Genomic DNA, 16137 nt, shown 5'->3' with positions numbered 1-16137 from the left:
GCGGCTTGGTGGAGTGAACGCAGGTAGGTGGCGCGCAAAGAACATGAACAGCCATACAACCGGCGTAAGCCGCATTGTATGGGCTGTTCATGTTCGGGGGGAATCTTTTTGCCAAGGGCCTCGGCAAAAAGTTTAGCGGTAGCCTGGCTTGCCAGGCGTGAGCGACCCCGCGCCACCTACCTGCGGGCACGTAACCAAGTCGCCCCAGGCCCGACCTTGCGGTCGAAGCCCTATTTTCAAATCCGGCATCCTTGCGGATGAAAGTTTCGACGCTATCGCTGACGGACAGCGACAAGTAAAAACGCCCTGCACAGATGTGCAGGACGTTGGCTGTGTTACTTGTCAAAACCGTGGGCGATGTAGCCGCCGTCGGCAAAAGTTTTGCGTAGCTGCAACATGGCCGTGTAGGTGGCCAGCAGGTAGACGGAATCTTCCTTAAAACTGGCGATGCGGTCGGGCAACTTGGTCAGGTCTGGTTCAGTAAGCAGTTCGTCAGGATCCACGCCCGCCACTTCCATCCGGAACTGGATGTCCTTGAAACGCTCGCCGCCGACCATGTAGGTGGTGGCTTGCTTGCTGGCGACGAATTCCTCAAGGTTGGTGTCCCAAATCCAGGAGGTGTCCTTGCCGTCGGCGTACTTGGCGTTCAGCAGGAAGCCGAAGGCGAAAGGCTTCTCGGCGTGGCCAATCATCTCGAGCACTTGGTTCATGCCGACGGGGTTTTTGACCAGGACGAGGGTCACCTGCTTACCCTTAACGTCGACGACTTCTTGCCGGCCGAAAACTTTCTCGTCATAAGCAAACGCCTTCGCACTGGCATCCGCGCCAACACCGAATTCTTGACCAACCGTGTAAGCGGCAAGGGCGTTGTAGATGTTGTAAGTGCCGCCGATGCTCAGGCTGAAGTTGTGGCCGTCGATTGTGAAGTCCGAACTGGTTGGCGTTTGGTCGGTAATGGCCGTCATTTTGGCGACCAGTTCAGGACGCTTGAAGCCGCAGTGGGGGCAGAAGTAATCGCCCAGGTTGCTGTAGCTGATTTCGTGGTAGTGCAGGATGTGCTGGCACTGTGGGCAGAGCACGCCATCCGTGTTCACCGGTGCGAACTTGTCTGCTGTGCCGCCGCGGTCGAAACCGAAGTAGCGCATGGGGTTCTTGAGTTCCCGTGAGTGGAAGATGGGGGCGTCGCCGTTTGCAATGACCAGTGCGTCCGGATGCATTTTGATGCCGGTCAGGATCTTCTCGTAAGTTGTGTAGAATTCGCCGTAGCGATCCATCTGGTCCCGGAAAATGTTGGTGAGCACGTATGCCTTGACGTTCAGGGCAGCGGACACCGGCGCCACGTTGGCTTCATCAACTTCAAGAACGGCTAAGCCGCGCTTGCCGTTCTTGTAACGCTTGCTGTGGGCAAGAAAGGCGGTGATGATACCGCGCATCATGTTACTGCCGGTCGGGTTACTCAGAATGTCCGGGTACTTTTGGGCGAGCACCTTGACCACGAGGTTGGTTGTGAGGGTTTTACCGTTCGTCCCGGTAACGACAATCACGTCGTAATCTTTGCCCAGGGCCGCGAGGACATCAGGGTCAATTTTTTGCGCGAGTTTGCCTGGGTAGGAAGATCCACCCTTGAAAACGCCGTGCAGTACTGAATAGGCCAGCTTCCCCATGCCGGTAGCGAACTGGGCCTTAATTGGGCTAGTGTTTGTGATAATCGTTCTTCCTCTCCGCATACATAATCGTCTCATTTTAGCATATTTTGCCCGTTTTCTGCGCACAGTGCGGTAAAGAGATTCTGAAGAATGGTGGTTGCGGCCGAGTTTACTGAAAATTGCTTCCGGCGGCCGCAACTGTCTGCCGCTCAGCTGTGGAATCTAGGCCTATTTTTTTGTATACTTAGATGGCTTGAGTCTTGCGCTGGAAGAATGCAAGACATAATTCGGGAGGTCAACATGGCACAACTTTTTTATCGTTATGGTGCGATGAACAGCGGCAAGAGTATTGAAATTCTCAAAGTCGCCCACAATTATGAAGAACAAGGTAAGCAGGTTGTGATTCTGACCAGCGCCGTGGATTCACGTTCCGGCGTCGGGATGGTCGCTAGCCGCATTGGCTTGGAGCGTAAAGCGCAGCCGATTTACCCAGACACGAACATCTATGACCTCGTGCAGTCAATCAAAGGACCCACGGCTTGTGTGCTAATTGATGAAGCGCAGTTTTTACTGAAGCGCCACGTGATTGAGTGTGCCCGCGTTGTCGATGAGCTCAACGTACCGGTAATGGCGTTCGGCCTCAAGAATGACTTCATGAACCACCTGTTTGAAGGCAGTGAAGCCCTGCTGCTTTACGCCGACAAAATCGAAGAAATGAAAACCATCTGCTGGTTCTGCGCCAAGAAGGCCACGATGAACCTGCGCATTCACGATGGTAAGCCGGTTTATGCCGGTGAACAAATCCAAATCGGGGGCAACGAATCATACTACCCGGTTTGCCGTAAACACTACAACAACCCGCCACTGGCTGAACTTAAAGCACTGGCCGCGGCGAAGAACAAAGGAGAGTAAGATGGACAAAATTTTTGAGCAACTCGACAGCGTCTTAATTCGCTACGACGAAGTGCAGGAACAAATGTCTGACCCCGAAGTCATTAACGATACGAAACGTTACATGGCTTTGTCTAAAGAAGAAGGGTCCTTGCGCGACGTTGTGGCAGCCTACAAGCGCTACAAGGAACTCGTTCAGGATATCGCCGACAGTGACGAGATTCTGCGTGAAAGCAAAGATCCCGACATGACCGAAATGGCCAAGGAAGAAATCAAGGCCGACGAAGAAGAAAAGGCGGAACTTGAAGAAAACATCAAGATCATGATGCTCCCGAAGGACCCCAATGATGACAAGAACATCATCATGGAAATCCGGGGCGCAGCCGGTGGGGACGAAGCGAGTCTGTTCGCTGCTGACTTGCTGAACATGTACTCCCGTTACGCTGAACGTCAGGGCTGGCAGACTGAAATCATCGACGAATCACCTACGGAAGTCGGTGGTTACAAGGAAGTCGTTGTCATGATTACCGGGGACAACGTCTACTCCAAGCTCAAGTACGAGAACGGGGCGCACCGGGTCCAGCGTGTACCGGCAACCGAAAGTGCTGGTCGTGTGCACACCAGTACCGCAACCGTTGGTGTGATGCCGGAATACGAGAAGGTTGACCTTGAACTCGACCCGAAGGATATTCGGACCGATGTTTACCGTTCCAGTGGTGCCGGTGGGCAGCACATTAACAAAACCAGTTCCGCCGTCCGGATGACCCACTTGCCAACTGGGATTGTGGTGGCTATGCAGGACCAGCGTTCGCAGCAGCAAAACCGCGTGAAGGCGATGCAGATTCTGACCGCCCGTGTTTACGACTACTACGAAAGCCAGAATGAGTCGGAATACGCCGCTAAGCGGAAGACCGCGGTGGGTTCAGGGGACCGGTCCGAACGGATTCGGACCTACAACTACCCGCAAAACCGGGTCACCGATCACCGGATTGGCCTCAGCCTCAACAAGCTTGACCGGATCATGAACGGGGAACTGGATGACATCATCGCAGCTCTAGTTCTGCACGACCAAACAGCGAAGTTGGAGCAGCTTGCAAATGACTAAGACATACAATGAGGCGCTCTCCGGGGCGTCTTTATTGCTAGAAAAAGCCGGAATTGACCCGGACGGGGCAACTTTTGTTCTCAGTGCACGTCTGAATTGGACACGCAGCCAGGTCATTTTGCACGGCCGTGACCAGATGCCGGCGGAAGTGGCAAGGCAATTCGCTGCCGATGTGCAGCAGCTGCTCCAGAATGAACCGGCGCAGTACATCGTGGGCCGGGCACCGTTTTGGGGCCGCTGGTTTCAGGTGGACAAGCGCGTGCTCATTCCGCGGTTTGACACGGAACTGCTGATTGAGTGGGTACTGGCCGACGCGCCGAGTGGTTGCGGGCTCGATCTGGCAACGGGGAGTGGGGCAATCGGGCTAACGCTGGCGCTCGAAATGCCGCAATTGCAGATGACGCTCAGTGATTTATCCGCCGCCGCGCTGACCGTTGCACGTGCCAATGCCGATCAGCTTGGCGCGCAAGTGGTCATCACCCAATCAGATTTGCTGCAAAACCTCGATGGCACATTCGACTTCATTGTCAGCAACTTGCCGTACATTGACCGGGCGGAGATGCCGGTGATGGACACGTCCACGAAGTTGTTTGAACCGGATATGGCCTTGTACGCCGACAAGCATGGGCTCGCCTTGTTTGAGCAGTTGCTACCGCAATTGCCAACGCACGTGCGCCCAGGTGGGGCAGTTTACCTGGAGTTCGGCTATCACCAGCGGGCGGCACTGGCGCGCATGATTAGTACGCTGCTGCCAGATGCCAGTGCTGAATTCCGGCGCGACGACGCGGGTAATGACCGTGCAGTGAAGATTAGTTTCTAAGGTGGACCTAACAGAAAGAAGTGTATTATATGGAAACAAAAATTTTTACACGGGCAACTGTTGCCGATGCAGCTGCTTTAATTCAGGCCGGCGAACTGGTTGCTTTCCCAACCGAAACTGTTTATGGTTTGGGCGCCGACGCCACGAATGTCAGTGCTGTTGAGAAAGTTTACAAAGCCAAGGGTCGTCCGAGTGACAACCCGCTGATTGTGACAGTCGCTGACCGGGAAACGGTCAGCCGCTTTGCCACCATCACGCCAGAGGCCGCGAAGTTAATGGATGCTTTCTGGCCAGGATCGCTCACAATTATTTTGCCCATCAAGCCCGGTGCTTTGAGCATGAAGGTCACGGGTGGTCTGCAGACGGCAGCCTTTCGTAATCCGCAGAATGAAGCCACACTTGATCTCATTCGCACCGCCGGGACGCCGATCGTGGGACCATCCGCAAATCTGTCTGGTAAGCCGAGCCCAACCACGGCACAGCACGTGCTGCACGATATGGACGGCCGCATTGCCGGTATCCTGGACGACGGGCCTTGTGAGGTCGGTGTCGAGTCCACGGTCATTGACATGTCGACTGATGTGCCCGCTATTTTACGGCCGGGTGCGGTTGACGAGACCATGTTGGAACCCATCATCGGCCCAGTGAGCTCCGATAAGCACAAGGTCGGTGCCAAGGAAACCCCGAAGGCCCCAGGGATGAAGTACAAGCACTATGCTCCTGAGGCGCAAGTGGTCATTGTTGACAAGCCTGCTGATTTTCCAGCGGCTATTGCATGGGCGCAGACGACCAGCCAAACTTTTGGTATCCTCGCGACGGATGGTTTGCTCGCGCAGTACGGACAAGACATTGAAGAATACAGTCTCGGCGCGGACATTACGACGGCAACCCGCGACTTGTTCGCCGGATTACGTTACTTTGACTTGCATCCGCAGGTTAGTTTGGTGCTCGCGGAGGGTTTCCCAACAGACGGTTTAGGTAGTGCCTACATGAATCGCATTGAAAAATCTGCCGGTGGTCAGCATTTTTCGTCAAAATCCGAACACTAGACGCGAAAATTCGTTATAATAGCTAACGGCATGTGCCTGTGTGGGGCACTGGAATAGGAGAGGACAAACTGATGGGTAAATTTACCGTATTGAACCACCCGCTGATTCAGCACAAGTTGACAATTATCCGTGATAAGAATATCGGCACAAAGGAATTCCGCGAGGTCGCGAACGAAATCGCCGAATTGATGGTTTATGAAATTACCCGTGATTTGCCACTCGAAGACGTCGTGGTAGAGACCCCAATGGGTAAAACGACGCAGAAGCAGCTCGCCGGCAAGAAGCTCGCAGTGATTCCCATTCTGCGTGCCGGTCTGGGCATGGTGGATGGCGTGCTCGAATTGATTCCTGCTGCCAAGGTTGGTCACATTGGGATGTACCGTGACGAAAAGACCCTGCAGCCGCACGAATACTTCGTGAAGATGCCAACCGACATTGATCAGCGGGACTTGTTCATCGTTGACCCAATGCTCGCAACTGGTGGTTCTGCCATCATGGCAATTGATGCGCTGAAGAAACGTGGCGCTAAGCACATGCGTCTGGTTGTCCTCGTTGCCGCACCAGAAGGTGTGAAGGCAATTCAGGAAGCCCACCCAGACGTTGACATCTACGCCGCAGCACTGGATGACCACCTCACCGAGAGTGGTTACATCTTCCCAGGTCTCGGGGATGCGGGTGACCGTCTCTTCGGTACTAAGTAATTAGCAAGGTAGGTCCGCACTCAGTCAACTGAGGGTGGGCCATTTTTGTACGCTCTGGATTGCTGGTGGCTGCCCTACTGTATGTGCAGATATTCAGGAAAATTGCTTCTTTCGTAGTGAAAACCTGCATTTTTCTGAAAATAATGAGAATGATGCAATGCGTCCTGACAAGCATATTCCGGCAAATATCAAAAATATTTTGCGACATTTTGCCACTTTTATCTGAAAAATGACACGCCGTCATACCCGGAATTTGGTAAAAAGTGCCGTCTTTATTGAAGTTAAAACGCTTTCGCTGTCAAACACGGTGAAGCCCCACCGCTAAGGCTTTTTGCTTTGTCTTTTTGCTGACAAGGTGTTAGAGTTATCAGTGTATTTTGTGGGGTAGTCTGCAAAATCCGCAAAAAGAGAAAATTTTATACCCATCGCGTCCTGAAAGGGTGCATTGGAATTCAATTTTCAAGAAGGAGGTGAATTCTGTGAACGATAAGTATCCCGAATTGCAACTTGGACCCGTTCGGTTCAACCTTGCAAATGACATTCCGATGCTGATTGCCGCCGTCGTTGTTTTCCTGCTGGTATTCTACCTGTCTCGCAAACCGAAATTACGGCCAGGCGGTAAGCAGAATCTGTTGGAATGGATCATTGATTTCACTAATGGCATTGTGAAGGGTGAAATGCCTGGTAAGGAAGGGAACACCTTTAAGCTATTTATTTTTACGATGTTCCTGTTCGTCTTCATGATGAACCAACTTGGGTTGTTCATTGACGTCAAAATTGACGGCTACACCTGGTTCCATTCCCCAACGGCAAGTCCGCTCATCACGATGACCTTAGCGATGATTGTTCTCGTTCTTTCCCATTACTATGGCGTTAAGAACAAGGGCTTCAAGGGTTATCTCAAGGGATATGTCACACCAATGGCATTCATGGCGCCAATCAACTTACTTGAAGAGTTTACCAACTTTATGACGCTGTCTTTGCGTTTGTACGGTAACATCTTCGCCGGTGAAGTTCTGGTTATGCTCATTCGTAACCTGGGGCTCATGGGCGGTCACGCGGCATTCGTCGCGTTCCCATTTGGGTTTATTGTCGAAATGGTATGGCAAGGGTTCTCAGTCTTCATTGGTAGTATCCAAGCATATATCTTTGTTACACTTGGGACAGTTTACATGTCTCACAAGGCAGTCTCAGAATAGTTTTTAGGAGGAAGAAACACTCATGAAAGAACTCGCAGCAGCTATCGTAGCTGGTATCGCAGCCCTCGCCGCAGGTTATGGTAACGGGCAGGTTATTGGTAAGACCATCGAAAGCATGGCCCGTCAGCCAGAATTGTCCGGTCAACTCCGTGGGACCATGCTTCTTGGTGTTGGTCTGATCGAAGCTGTTCCTATCATCGCGATTGCTATCTCATTCCTGATCCTCTTCATGTAATTGTGAAGCCAAACTTAGGAAAGGGAGTGGCATAGATGATTTACGGATTAATTGGTGCCGCTGGCCTTGAGCTTGGCGATTTCCTGTTCGGTCTTTTGACCTTCATCGTTCTGATGCTGCTTGTGGGCAAGTTTGCCTGGAAGCCAGTTGTCGGCATGATGGCGGCCCGTCAGGACAAAATCACTGGCGACCTGGACTACGCTGACAAGTCCCGTGCGGAAGCACAGGATTTGCTTGCAAAGCGTCAGGACGAACTGAAGAACACCCAGGCCGAAGCGGTCACGATTGTGAACAACGCGAAGGCCAACGGTGAAAAGCAGGAAAAGGAAATCGTTGCCGCTGCCCACGAAGAGGCAAGCAGCATTAAAAGTAAGGCACAGCAGGACATCGCTCAGGCTAAGCAGGACGCGCTTAATGGTGCTCGCGATCAGGTTGCAGACTTGTCTGTTACCATCGCCAGCAAGATTATTGGGAAGTCCCTTAAGGCCGAAGATCAGCAAGCCCTCATTGACGATTACATCAAAGGGTTAGGTGATTAGTATGGCGCTTACGAATGCAATCGTTGCCCCACGGTACGGAGCGGCACTTTTCGCTCTCGCTAGCGAAACAAAGCAAGTAGATTTGGTCCAGGACGATCTGCAGCAGCTTGCTGCTGTAGTCACCGCGACGCCAAAGCTTGTAGCAGCTCTATCCGCGCCGGAACTGACACCAGCAGCTCGGCAGAAGCTGCTTGATACACTCAAGCAGGGCGCAAGTCAACTTGTCGCCAATCTGTTGCAGATGGTGTTTGACTACGGTCGCATCGCGGCGCTGCCTGCAATCATTGATGATTACAAGCAGCGGATGCAGGCAGCCGCCGGTATTGTTACCGGAACGGTAACCACCGCCATTGCGCTTTCTGCTGAGCAGGAAGCAAAGATTGCTAGCGCCGTTGCTAAGAAGCTGGGTGTGCAAACCGCGCAGCTTCAGTCAAACGTTGATAGCGAGATTATTGGTGGTGTTCGGGTAGAAGCAGCCAATCTTGTGATTGACGGTACCGTTCGCACCCAAATCAACAAGATTCGTGCAAAACTACTAGCACATTAGATATTTAGCGAAGAGGTGAAGTCATGGCTATCAAGTCAGAAGAAATTAGCGTGCTGATTAAAGAACAGCTCGCACAGTACGAATCCGACCTCTCCGTCAAAGAAGTCGGTACCGTAACCTACGTCGGTGACGGGATTGCCCGTGCACACGGGCTCGACAATGCCATGTCTGGTGAACTTTTGCAATTTGCAAATGGTTCATACGGGATGGCACAGAACCTCGAAACCGATGATGTTGGGATTATCATTCTTGGTGATTTCGACGACATTCGTGAAGGCGACGTGGTCAAGCGGACCGGTCGCATCATGGAAGTTCCTGTTGGCGATGCGCTCATTGGGCGTGTTGTGAACACTTTGGGTCAGCCTCTTGATGGTCTTGGTGATATCAAGACCGACAAGACCCGCCCAATTGAAAACCCAGCACCTGGTGTTATGCAGCGGAAGTCCGTTTTCGAACCTTTGCAAACCGGTATCAAGGCTGTTGACGCCCTGGTTCCTATCGGTCGTGGCCAACGTGAATTGATCATTGGTGACCGTAAGACTGGTAAGACGAGTATCGCGATTGACACAATCATCAACCAGAAGGATCAGAACATGATCTGTATCTACGTTGCGATTGGTCAAAAGGACTCGACCGTCCGCAGTCAGGTTGAAACCCTCCGGAAGTTTGGTGCACTTGACTACACCATCGTTGTTTCCGCGGGTCCTTCCGAACCAGCACCAATGCTTTACCTGGCACCATATGCCGGCGCCGCAATGGGTGAAGAATTCATGTACAATGGCAAGCACGTCCTCATCGTGTATGATGATCTGACGAAGCAGGCCAACGCTTACCGTGAAATTTCACTGTTGCTCCGTCGTCCGCCAGCACGTGAAGCTTACCCTGGTGATATTTTCTACACGCACTCCCGTTTGCTGGAACGTGCTGCTAAGCTCAGTGATGAACTTGGTGGTGGCTCCATGACGGCCCTGCCAATTATTGAAACCCAGGCCGGTGACGTGTCCGCGTACATTCCAACCAACGTTATCAGTATCACTGATGGCCAAATCTTCTTGCAGTCTGACCTGTTCTACGCCGGGACCCGTCCAGCTATTGATGCTGGTACTTCCGTTTCCCGTGTTGGTGGGGACGCTCAGCTTAAGGCAATGAAGAAGGTTGCTGGTACGCTCCGTCTGGACCTGGCATCATACCGTGAACTGGAAGCCTTCAGTCAGTTCGGTTCCGATTTGGATGCCGCAACGCAGGCTAAGTTGAACCGTGGTAAGCGGACGGTTGAAGTTCTGAAGCAGCCTCTGCACAAGACGCTGCCAGTAGAGAACCAGGTTCTGGCTCTTTACGCACTGACACACGGCTTCATGGACGCTGTTCCAGTTGCCGACATTCAGCGTTTCCAGAACGAACTGTTCGACTACTTCAAGGCGAACGCAGCTGACCTGTCTGCAGAAATTGCAAGCACTGGGAAGTTGCCTGACACCGACAAGATGGATGCCGCAATGAAGGCATTCAGCGACGGTTTTGCAGCTAGCTCCGCCAATTAGGAGGTGCACCCATGGCTGATTCATTAATTGACATTAAGCGCCGGATTGCTTCCACGAAGAAAACCCGGCAGATCACCTCGGCCATGCAAATGGTTTCGGGTGCAAAATTGAATCAGGTTGAGAAGCGCTCCAGCGCGTACCAGCTGTACGCTGATAAGGTCCGGGCAACCGTGACGCACCTTGCACAAAGTCAGCTTTTGACCCTTGCCGCCAGCCAGGTGGCAGAAAAGAAGGACGATGACATGCGTGTCCTCGTTTCTGACTTGTTGCAAGAACGTCCGGTTAACAAGGTTGGTTACCTCGTAATCACCAGTGACCGGGGCCTCGTCGGGAGTTACAACAGCAATATTTTGAAATCAATGCTCGATGTTCTGAAGAGTGACGAACACGAAACCACCGTCATGGCGATTGGTGGGGTCGGGGCCGACTTCTTCAAGGGCCGCAACGTGAACGTTGCGTACGAGTACCGCGGTGTGTCTGACACGCCAACGTTCAACGAAGTGCGGGAAATCGTGAAGACGGCCGTCTCCATGTACCGTAATGAGGTGTTTGACGAACTCTACGTTTGTTATAACCACCACGTGAACTCACTGACCAGTGCGTTCCGTGTTGAAAAAATGTTGCCGATTAACGACTTGGACCCAGAAGAAGTGCAGGACGAAAAGCCTGTGCACTACTTGACCGAGCCTGACCTCGACGCAGTGCTGGACGCAGTGTTGCCACAGTACGCCGAAAGCTTGATTTTCGGTGCCATCATGGACGCCAAGACCGCGGAACACGCGGCCTCAATGACGGCGATGAAGAGTGCGACGGACAATGCTGACGACCTGATTAGTAATTTGTCGACGCGTTACAACCGCGCCCGGCAAGCGGCAATTACCACCGAACTGACGGAAATCGTCAGTGGTGCTGCTGCTGTTGAATAGAAAATAATTTTGCGGGGAGGACGACGCAATTGAGTAATGCAACAGGGAAAATCGTGCAAGTGATCGGACCTGTCGTCGATGTGGCCTTTCCTATTAACGATGACTTGCCAAAAATCAAGAACGCCTTGAACATCAAGAAGAGCGCTGACGAGACCCTTGTGGTCGAAGTTGCCGTTGAACTTGGTGATGGCGTCATGCGGACCATTTCGATGGCCAGCACGGATGGTTTGCAGCGCGGGATGGAAGTTACCGATACCGGTGCTCCTATTTCCGTGCCTGTTGGTAAGGACACCCTTGGCCGGGTGTTTAACGTTTTAGGGGAACCAATCGACGGCGGCGAAGAATTTGGTCCTGACCACCGGCGCGACAGTATTCACCGTGATGCACCAAAGTTTGATGAACTGAGCACTGGTTCCGAGATTCTCGAAACCGGGATTAAGGTTATTGACTTGCTTGCCCCATACTTACGTGGTGGTAAGATTGGGCTCTTCGGTGGTGCCGGTGTTGGGAAAACGGTTCTGATTCAGGAACTGATCCACAACATCGCTGAAGAACACGGTGGGATTTCGGTCTTCACCGGTGTTGGTGAACGGACACGTGAAGGTAATGACCTTTACTTCGAAATGAAGGAAAGTGGTGTTCTGAAGAACACCGCCATGGTATTCGGTCAAATGAACGAATCACCAGGTGCCCGTATGCGAGTTGCACTGACTGGTTTGACACTTGCGGAATACTTCCGTGATGTTGAAGGCCAAGATGTGCTGCTGTTCATCGACAACATCTTCCGCTTCACCCAAGCTGGTTCTGAAGTTTCCGCTCTGCTCGGCCGTGTTCCTAGTGCCGTTGGTTACCAACCAACGCTTGCTACGGAAATGGGTCAGTTGCAGGAACGGATTACGTCCACCAAGAAGGGTTCTGTTACGTCTATTCAGGCCGTTTACGTGCCTGCCGATGACTACACTGACCCTGCGCCAGCAACTACTTTCGCCCACTTGGATGCCACGACTAACCTTGAACGTCGCTTGACCCAAATGGGTATCTACCCAGCCGTTGACCCACTGGCTTCTTCATCCAGTGCTCTGAGCCCAGAAGTTGTTGGCGAAGAACACTACGAAGTTGCCATGCAGGTCCAGCAGGTTCTCCAGCGTTACCAAGAATTGCAGGATATTATTTCCATTCTTGGGATGGACGAACTGTCTGACGACGAAAAGATGGTTGTTGCGCGTGCGCGTCGCATCCAGTTCTTCCTGAGTCAGAGCTTCAACGTTGCCGAACGATTCACTGGCCAAAAGGGTTCTTACGTGCCTGTTGAAGAAACCGTTAAGGACTTCAAGGACATTCTCGAAGGCAAGTACGACGACGTTCCTGAAGAAGCATTCCGTCTTGTTGGGGACATCAACGAGGTTCTGGCTAAGGCCAAGACCATGGGTTACGAACCTGCAGCAGAAGCTAGCAAGTAAGGGGGAGCGACATGGCTGACGATAAGCACGTGCTGAACGTCAACATCGTGACGCCTGACGGCTTGGTGTATGATCACCACGCTACGATGGTCGTTGTACGCTCAACCGATGGTGACCTCGGCATTATGGCTAACCACGAGCCGATCGTGGCTCCTCTGCAGATTGGTGAAGTACGTGTTCAGCGTGTTGACAAACCTGGTCATGAAGACCGGATTGCCGTTAACGGTGGGTTCATGGAGATGAAGGACAATGTGGCCTCCATCATCGCGGACTCTGCTGAACGTGCGCGCGACATCGACCTGACCCGTGCTGAGGCTGCGCGTGAGCGTGCCCAGCGCCGGATTGATGCTGCTAAGGAAGAACACAACGTTGATGACCTGCTCCGTGCACAAGTTGCACTGCAGCGGGCGCTCAACCGAATCAACGTCAAAAAGAGTATCTAAGTACGACACGAAACGTTCCTGCTTGCAGGGGCGTTTTTTTGTGCTACTGTCCGGCAGCGTAAGTCCGTGCCTGCAAGGGTGCGACCTGCACTTTAAGCAGCTTTCACAACGCCGCAAGGCGGTGGGGTCGGCAACTCCGGTGGTGGTGCGCTTGGGCTGCGCTCCGGGAACTACGTCGGGCGGGGACCGCTTCAGCCCGCTATCGCGGTCTTCCACTGGCGGAGTTGCCGCAAGAACAGCGTCAACTCCGCGCTCCCGAGATGATTGTGTGCAGCCACGACGGCAAGTGCGGCCGTCCTGTCTCCAAACAATCATCTTTTCGCCCGACTCCGTTCCCTGCGCTTCGCCCAAGCACACCGCCACCTCCGTGACCGACACGTTATTGAGTGGGGACAGTAAGACTAACGATTGCGCGACGGTTACGAGTCACATTGACCTCAATTAGAGATTGAAATCACGGTGACAGAAGGTGTTGGGTCATTGTCACTGTGTCTGCCGGTTCGTTGATGTGTCACACCGCACATGATATGAAATCATCAGGTTAACGTCGCCCGGAAATAACACCACCACAGTATTGTGAATGCACATAGGGTCTGGGGTGGATTGGCGTAGCGGGCAGGGACGGAGTTAGCGAAAATAAAATTGGCGGTGTATTCCCGACATGATTTTCGTCAGGGGGTACACCGCCAATTTTATCGGGAGCGGGATATTGACGCTGGGTTTGCGGCAATATCCCCAGTGGAAGACGGCGTAGCCGGCTGGAACGGTCCCCGCTAACGGAGTTCCTGCCTGCGAAGCCAATCCGCACCAGACCCGACCTTCGGTCTACCCCACTATTCTCAATTCCTGCATCCTTGCGGATGAAAATTTCATGACTCACGCTGACGGACAGCGAAAATCTGCAAAAAAGACTCAATTTTGTTGGTTTTACCCTTTATTAAGCAACACAAGAGCGAACGCGCTTTTGAAACCACGATTTTTTTGGTATCATTAACGCGGAGGATTCGGTAATGGAACAATCATTCGGAGTAAACGCAGTGTTGACAATATTTTCACACCTCATTTTCATCGTGATGGTGTGGCGCACGCTGATTGCTTTGCGTTTTGACAAGTTACTGAAACCAAATCGGGTTCGCGAAGGGCAACTGTTGCTGTTTTTTGTTGCGGTTGGTCTTGGTTACCTCGTGTCGTCTTGCTTCCTAGCGCTGATTGCGGCGGTTCGGAACTTGGCATATTTGATTTAAACCGGTGGTCATTGAACCGCCATATAAACTGAGGGGAGCATTAACTCATGGCAAAAGACATTGGGATCGATTTGGGGACGGCAAACGTCCTCATCAACGTTAAAGGGAAGGGGATTGTTCTGAACGAACCTTCCGTCGTTGCTATCGATACCACGACGGGCAAGGTGGTTGCCGTTGGTGCCGAAGCCTACCGGATGGTTGGCCGTACTCCTGGTAACATTCGCTCCATTCGTCCGCTCAAGGACGGTGTGATTGCGGACTTCGATATCACCGAAGCCATGCTCGAGTACTTTATTAATAAATTGAACGTGAAGGGCTTCTTGAGCAAGCCTAATATTTTGATCTGCGCACCAACTAACATTACCTCAATCGAACAGAAGGCCATCATTCAGGCGGCTGAAAAGTCCGGCGGCGGTAAGGTTTACTTGGAATTCGAACCCAAGGTCGCTGCGGTTGGTGCCGGCTTGGACATTTTCCAGCCCCAAGGAAACATGGTTATCGATATCGGTGGTGGGACCTCTGATGTCGCCGTGTTGTCCATGGGCGAAATCGTGACAAGTCAGTCCCTGCGTTTGGCGGGTGACAAGATGGACGCGGCCATTGTCAGCTACGTCAAGAGTAAGCACAAGCTGCTGATTGGTGAACATACTGCTGAACAGCTCAAAATTGAAATTGGTGCGGTCTACAACGCCAAGGAAGACGCCACGATGGAAGTGCGTGGTCGCGACATTGCGACCGGTTTGCCACGTGAGGTCGTAGTCACGGCTGTTGAAGTGCAGACTGCACTGAGTGACGTGATGAACGCCGTGATTGCCGCTGCTAAGGGTGTGCTGGAGAAGACGCCACCTGAACTGTCTGCCGACATCATTGATCGTGGTGTCATGCTCACTGGTGGTGGTGCCCTGCTCAAGGGGATTTCCGAACTCTTTGCGGACGAATTGCACGTACCAGTGCTGCTCGCAGAAGACCCACTGGACGCTGTTGCGTTGGGGACTGGTGTCCTTTTGGACAACATTGCGCACCACAAGCAGTACTAATCTGGAGGCGGTGCTATGTCAGATTTCCGCAGCGCGCTGAAGTGGATTGGTATCATCATTCTGATCTGTCTGCTCATGATTGTGCTCGGTACAATGATTGGTTACGGCATCGGTGGGGGCAATCCCTTCCAGGTGTTCATGCCAAGCACTTGGACGCACATCTTTGACTTTTTGCGGTGAGCGTCATGATTAGAAAGATTGTGATTGCACCAATTCGCTTTTATCAGCACTTTATTTCACCGCTGCTGCCGCCATCATGTCGGTATTACCCGACGTGTAGTGCGTACACTGTCCAGGCCATCACGAAACACGGTGCCATTTTAGGCATACTTATGGGGATTGCCCGCATTTTGCGTTGTAATCCCTTTGTTCGTGGGGGCTACGATCCGGTTCCGGATCACTTCAGCCTGCGCCGTAATGAGCAAGACAAGCAGCATGATTGATCAATGGAGGTATCATGGGAAAAGAACGCAAAATTAAAATTAGCATGGATAGTGTCCAGCGTGGCGGCCAGACAGTGTCTGTGTTCAACATTGGCAATAAAGAAATCGGGTCAATTGAACCTGATGGCAGCAAGTTTAAGGCGTATGTCGCAGGTGCTGACAACGCCCAGCTCTTCAAAACTGAAGATGAAGCGGTCAATTACGTCATTGCGACTTACCACCTGCACCAGGCTTAAGTACGTTTAAGGAGGCATCCTGTGACAAAGCAAGTGAACCAAGAAAAGGAACAGGGCGACCGCATTGACTACGGCATC

The 16137-nt window shown here is 52.4% G+C and carries 19 protein-coding genes; 18 read left to right on the top strand and 1 reads right to left on the bottom strand.

Annotation, left to right across the window (positions count from 1 at the left end; all coding sequences use genetic code 11):
- Window positions 1–335: 335 nt before the first annotated feature.
- Window positions 336–1727, bottom strand: coding sequence for a Mur ligase family protein (locus tag EKM97_RS06440; RefSeq protein WP_125571573.1), 1392 nt, complete (start codon window positions 1725–1727; stop codon window positions 336–338).
- Window positions 1728–1946: 219 nt separating this feature from the next.
- Here EKM97_RS06440 and EKM97_RS06435 point away from each other — a divergent pair, with 219 nt between their 5' ends.
- The 18 genes from EKM97_RS06435 (at window position 1947) to EKM97_RS06350 (ending at window position 16059) form a co-directional block, all read left to right on the top strand.
- Window positions 1947–2558: a thymidine kinase gene (locus tag EKM97_RS06435; RefSeq protein ID WP_125571572.1), complete on the top strand. Its 612-nt coding sequence runs from the start codon at window positions 1947–1949 to the stop codon at window positions 2556–2558.
- Between the two features lies 1 nt (window position 2559).
- Window positions 2560–3642: a peptide chain release factor 1 gene (gene prfA / locus EKM97_RS06430; RefSeq protein ID WP_125571571.1), complete on the top strand. Its 1083-nt coding sequence runs from the start codon at window positions 2560–2562 to the stop codon at window positions 3640–3642.
- Window positions 3635–4462 carry a peptide chain release factor N(5)-glutamine methyltransferase gene (gene prmC / locus EKM97_RS06425; RefSeq protein WP_125571570.1) on the top strand — a complete coding sequence of 276 codons (828 nt, stop codon included), beginning with the start codon at window positions 3635–3637 and terminating at the stop codon, window positions 4460–4462. Before prfA ends, prmC begins: the two co-directional genes overlap by 8 nt.
- Window positions 4463–4491: 29 nt before the next feature.
- The gene (locus EKM97_RS06420) at window positions 4492–5511 is read left to right on the top strand and encodes an L-threonylcarbamoyladenylate synthase (RefSeq protein ID WP_125571569.1); all 1020 of its coding nucleotides are present in this window, start codon (window positions 4492–4494) and stop codon (window positions 5509–5511) included.
- A gap of 71 nt (window positions 5512–5582) precedes the next feature.
- Window positions 5583–6212 carry a uracil phosphoribosyltransferase gene (gene upp / locus EKM97_RS06415; RefSeq protein WP_125571568.1) on the top strand — a complete coding sequence of 210 codons (630 nt, stop codon included), beginning with the start codon at window positions 5583–5585 and terminating at the stop codon, window positions 6210–6212.
- A gap of 479 nt (window positions 6213–6691) precedes the next feature.
- Window positions 6692–7411, top strand: a complete 720-nt coding sequence (gene atpB, locus EKM97_RS06410) for a F0F1 ATP synthase subunit A (RefSeq protein WP_125571567.1) — start codon at window positions 6692–6694, stop codon at window positions 7409–7411.
- A gap of 22 nt (window positions 7412–7433) precedes the next feature.
- Window positions 7434–7646, top strand: coding sequence for a F0F1 ATP synthase subunit C (gene atpE, locus EKM97_RS06405; RefSeq protein WP_125571566.1), 213 nt, complete (start codon window positions 7434–7436; stop codon window positions 7644–7646).
- A gap of 35 nt (window positions 7647–7681) precedes the next feature.
- Entirely contained in the window at window positions 7682–8185 is a 504-nt protein-coding gene (gene atpF / locus EKM97_RS06400) for a F0F1 ATP synthase subunit B (protein ID WP_125571565.1), read from the top strand.
- 1 nt (window position 8186) lies between these two features.
- Window positions 8187–8732 carry an ATP synthase F1 subunit delta gene (atpH, locus tag EKM97_RS06395; protein WP_125571564.1) on the top strand — a complete coding sequence of 182 codons (546 nt, stop codon included), beginning with the start codon at window positions 8187–8189 and terminating at the stop codon, window positions 8730–8732.
- 23 nt (window positions 8733–8755) lie between these two features.
- Window positions 8756–10270 (top strand): F0F1 ATP synthase subunit alpha, encoded by a 1515-nt coding sequence (gene atpA, locus EKM97_RS06390; RefSeq protein ID WP_125571563.1) that lies wholly within the window; start codon window positions 8756–8758, stop codon window positions 10268–10270.
- 11 nt (window positions 10271–10281) lie between these two features.
- Window positions 10282–11196, top strand: coding sequence for a F0F1 ATP synthase subunit gamma (locus EKM97_RS06385; RefSeq protein ID WP_125571562.1), 915 nt, complete (start codon window positions 10282–10284; stop codon window positions 11194–11196).
- A 29-nt stretch (window positions 11197–11225) separates the two neighbouring features.
- Window positions 11226–12656 carry a F0F1 ATP synthase subunit beta gene (gene atpD / locus EKM97_RS06380; protein WP_125571561.1) on the top strand — a complete coding sequence of 477 codons (1431 nt, stop codon included), beginning with the start codon at window positions 11226–11228 and terminating at the stop codon, window positions 12654–12656.
- Window positions 12657–12667: 11 nt separating this feature from the next.
- The gene (locus tag EKM97_RS06375; protein ID WP_125571560.1) at window positions 12668–13099 is read left to right on the top strand and encodes a F0F1 ATP synthase subunit epsilon; all 432 of its coding nucleotides are present in this window, start codon (window positions 12668–12670) and stop codon (window positions 13097–13099) included.
- A 1010-nt stretch (window positions 13100–14109) separates the two neighbouring features.
- On the top strand, window positions 14110–14343 hold the full coding sequence (locus EKM97_RS06370) for a DUF1146 family protein (RefSeq protein ID WP_125571559.1): 234 nt from the start codon (window positions 14110–14112) through the stop codon (window positions 14341–14343).
- Window positions 14344–14390: 47 nt separating this feature from the next.
- Window positions 14391–15380: a rod shape-determining protein gene (mreB, locus tag EKM97_RS06365; protein ID WP_125571558.1), complete on the top strand. Its 990-nt coding sequence runs from the start codon at window positions 14391–14393 to the stop codon at window positions 15378–15380.
- A 15-nt stretch (window positions 15381–15395) separates the two neighbouring features.
- A complete protein-coding gene (locus EKM97_RS06360; RefSeq protein ID WP_125571557.1) occupies window positions 15396–15560 on the top strand; it encodes a DNA-directed RNA polymerase subunit beta in 165 nt (54 codons plus the stop codon).
- 5 nt (window positions 15561–15565) lie between these two features.
- On the top strand, window positions 15566–15823 hold the full coding sequence (gene yidD / locus EKM97_RS06355; protein ID WP_125571556.1) for a membrane protein insertion efficiency factor YidD: 258 nt from the start codon (window positions 15566–15568) through the stop codon (window positions 15821–15823).
- A 14-nt stretch (window positions 15824–15837) separates the two neighbouring features.
- On the top strand, window positions 15838–16059 hold the full coding sequence (locus EKM97_RS06350) for a DUF2969 family protein (RefSeq protein WP_125571555.1): 222 nt from the start codon (window positions 15838–15840) through the stop codon (window positions 16057–16059).
- The last annotated feature ends 78 nt before the right edge of the window (window positions 16060–16137 follow it).

It is taken from the genome of Lacticaseibacillus songhuajiangensis (assembly GCF_003946025.1).
GTDB classification, from domain to species: Bacteria; Bacillota; Bacilli; order Lactobacillales; family Lactobacillaceae; genus Lacticaseibacillus; species Lacticaseibacillus songhuajiangensis.
Note: the sequence above shows the minus strand (reverse complement) of the source record. Positions and strands in the feature narration are given on the sequence as shown.

What these genes read in the sequence shown, in the direction of transcription:
- yidD (WP_125571556.1), top strand. Translation starts at nt 15,566, where the DNA reads ATGATTAGAAAGATTGTGATTGCACCAATTCGCTTTTATCAGCACTTT.
- EKM97_RS06350 (WP_125571555.1), top strand. Translation starts at nt 15,838, where the DNA reads ATGGGAAAAGAACGCAAAATTAAAATTAGCATGGATAGTGTCCAGCGT.
- atpH (WP_125571564.1), top strand. Translation starts at nt 8,187, where the DNA reads ATGGCGCTTACGAATGCAATCGTTGCCCCACGGTACGGAGCGGCACTT.
- atpE (WP_125571566.1), top strand. Translation starts at nt 7,434, where the DNA reads ATGAAAGAACTCGCAGCAGCTATCGTAGCTGGTATCGCAGCCCTCGCC.
- atpF (WP_125571565.1), top strand. Translation starts at nt 7,682, where the DNA reads ATGATTTACGGATTAATTGGTGCCGCTGGCCTTGAGCTTGGCGATTTC.
- mreB (WP_125571558.1), top strand. Translation starts at nt 14,391, where the DNA reads ATGGCAAAAGACATTGGGATCGATTTGGGGACGGCAAACGTCCTCATC.
- prmC (WP_125571570.1), top strand. Translation starts at nt 3,635, where the DNA reads ATGACTAAGACATACAATGAGGCGCTCTCCGGGGCGTCTTTATTGCTA.
- upp (WP_125571568.1), top strand. Translation starts at nt 5,583, where the DNA reads ATGGGTAAATTTACCGTATTGAACCACCCGCTGATTCAGCACAAGTTG.
- EKM97_RS06385 (WP_125571562.1), top strand. Translation starts at nt 10,282, where the DNA reads ATGGCTGATTCATTAATTGACATTAAGCGCCGGATTGCTTCCACGAAG.
- EKM97_RS06420 (WP_125571569.1), top strand. Translation starts at nt 4,492, where the DNA reads ATGGAAACAAAAATTTTTACACGGGCAACTGTTGCCGATGCAGCTGCT.
- EKM97_RS06370 (WP_125571559.1), top strand. Translation starts at nt 14,110, where the DNA reads ATGGAACAATCATTCGGAGTAAACGCAGTGTTGACAATATTTTCACAC.
- EKM97_RS06440 (WP_125571573.1), bottom strand. Translation starts at nt 1,727, where the DNA reads ATGCGGAGAGGAAGAACGATTATCACAAACACTAGCCCAATTAAGGCC.
- prfA (WP_125571571.1), top strand. Translation starts at nt 2,560, where the DNA reads ATGGACAAAATTTTTGAGCAACTCGACAGCGTCTTAATTCGCTACGAC.
- EKM97_RS06360 (WP_125571557.1), top strand. Translation starts at nt 15,396, where the DNA reads ATGTCAGATTTCCGCAGCGCGCTGAAGTGGATTGGTATCATCATTCTG.
- EKM97_RS06375 (WP_125571560.1), top strand. Translation starts at nt 12,668, where the DNA reads ATGGCTGACGATAAGCACGTGCTGAACGTCAACATCGTGACGCCTGAC.
- atpA (WP_125571563.1), top strand. Translation starts at nt 8,756, where the DNA reads ATGGCTATCAAGTCAGAAGAAATTAGCGTGCTGATTAAAGAACAGCTC.
- EKM97_RS06435 (WP_125571572.1), top strand. Translation starts at nt 1,947, where the DNA reads ATGGCACAACTTTTTTATCGTTATGGTGCGATGAACAGCGGCAAGAGT.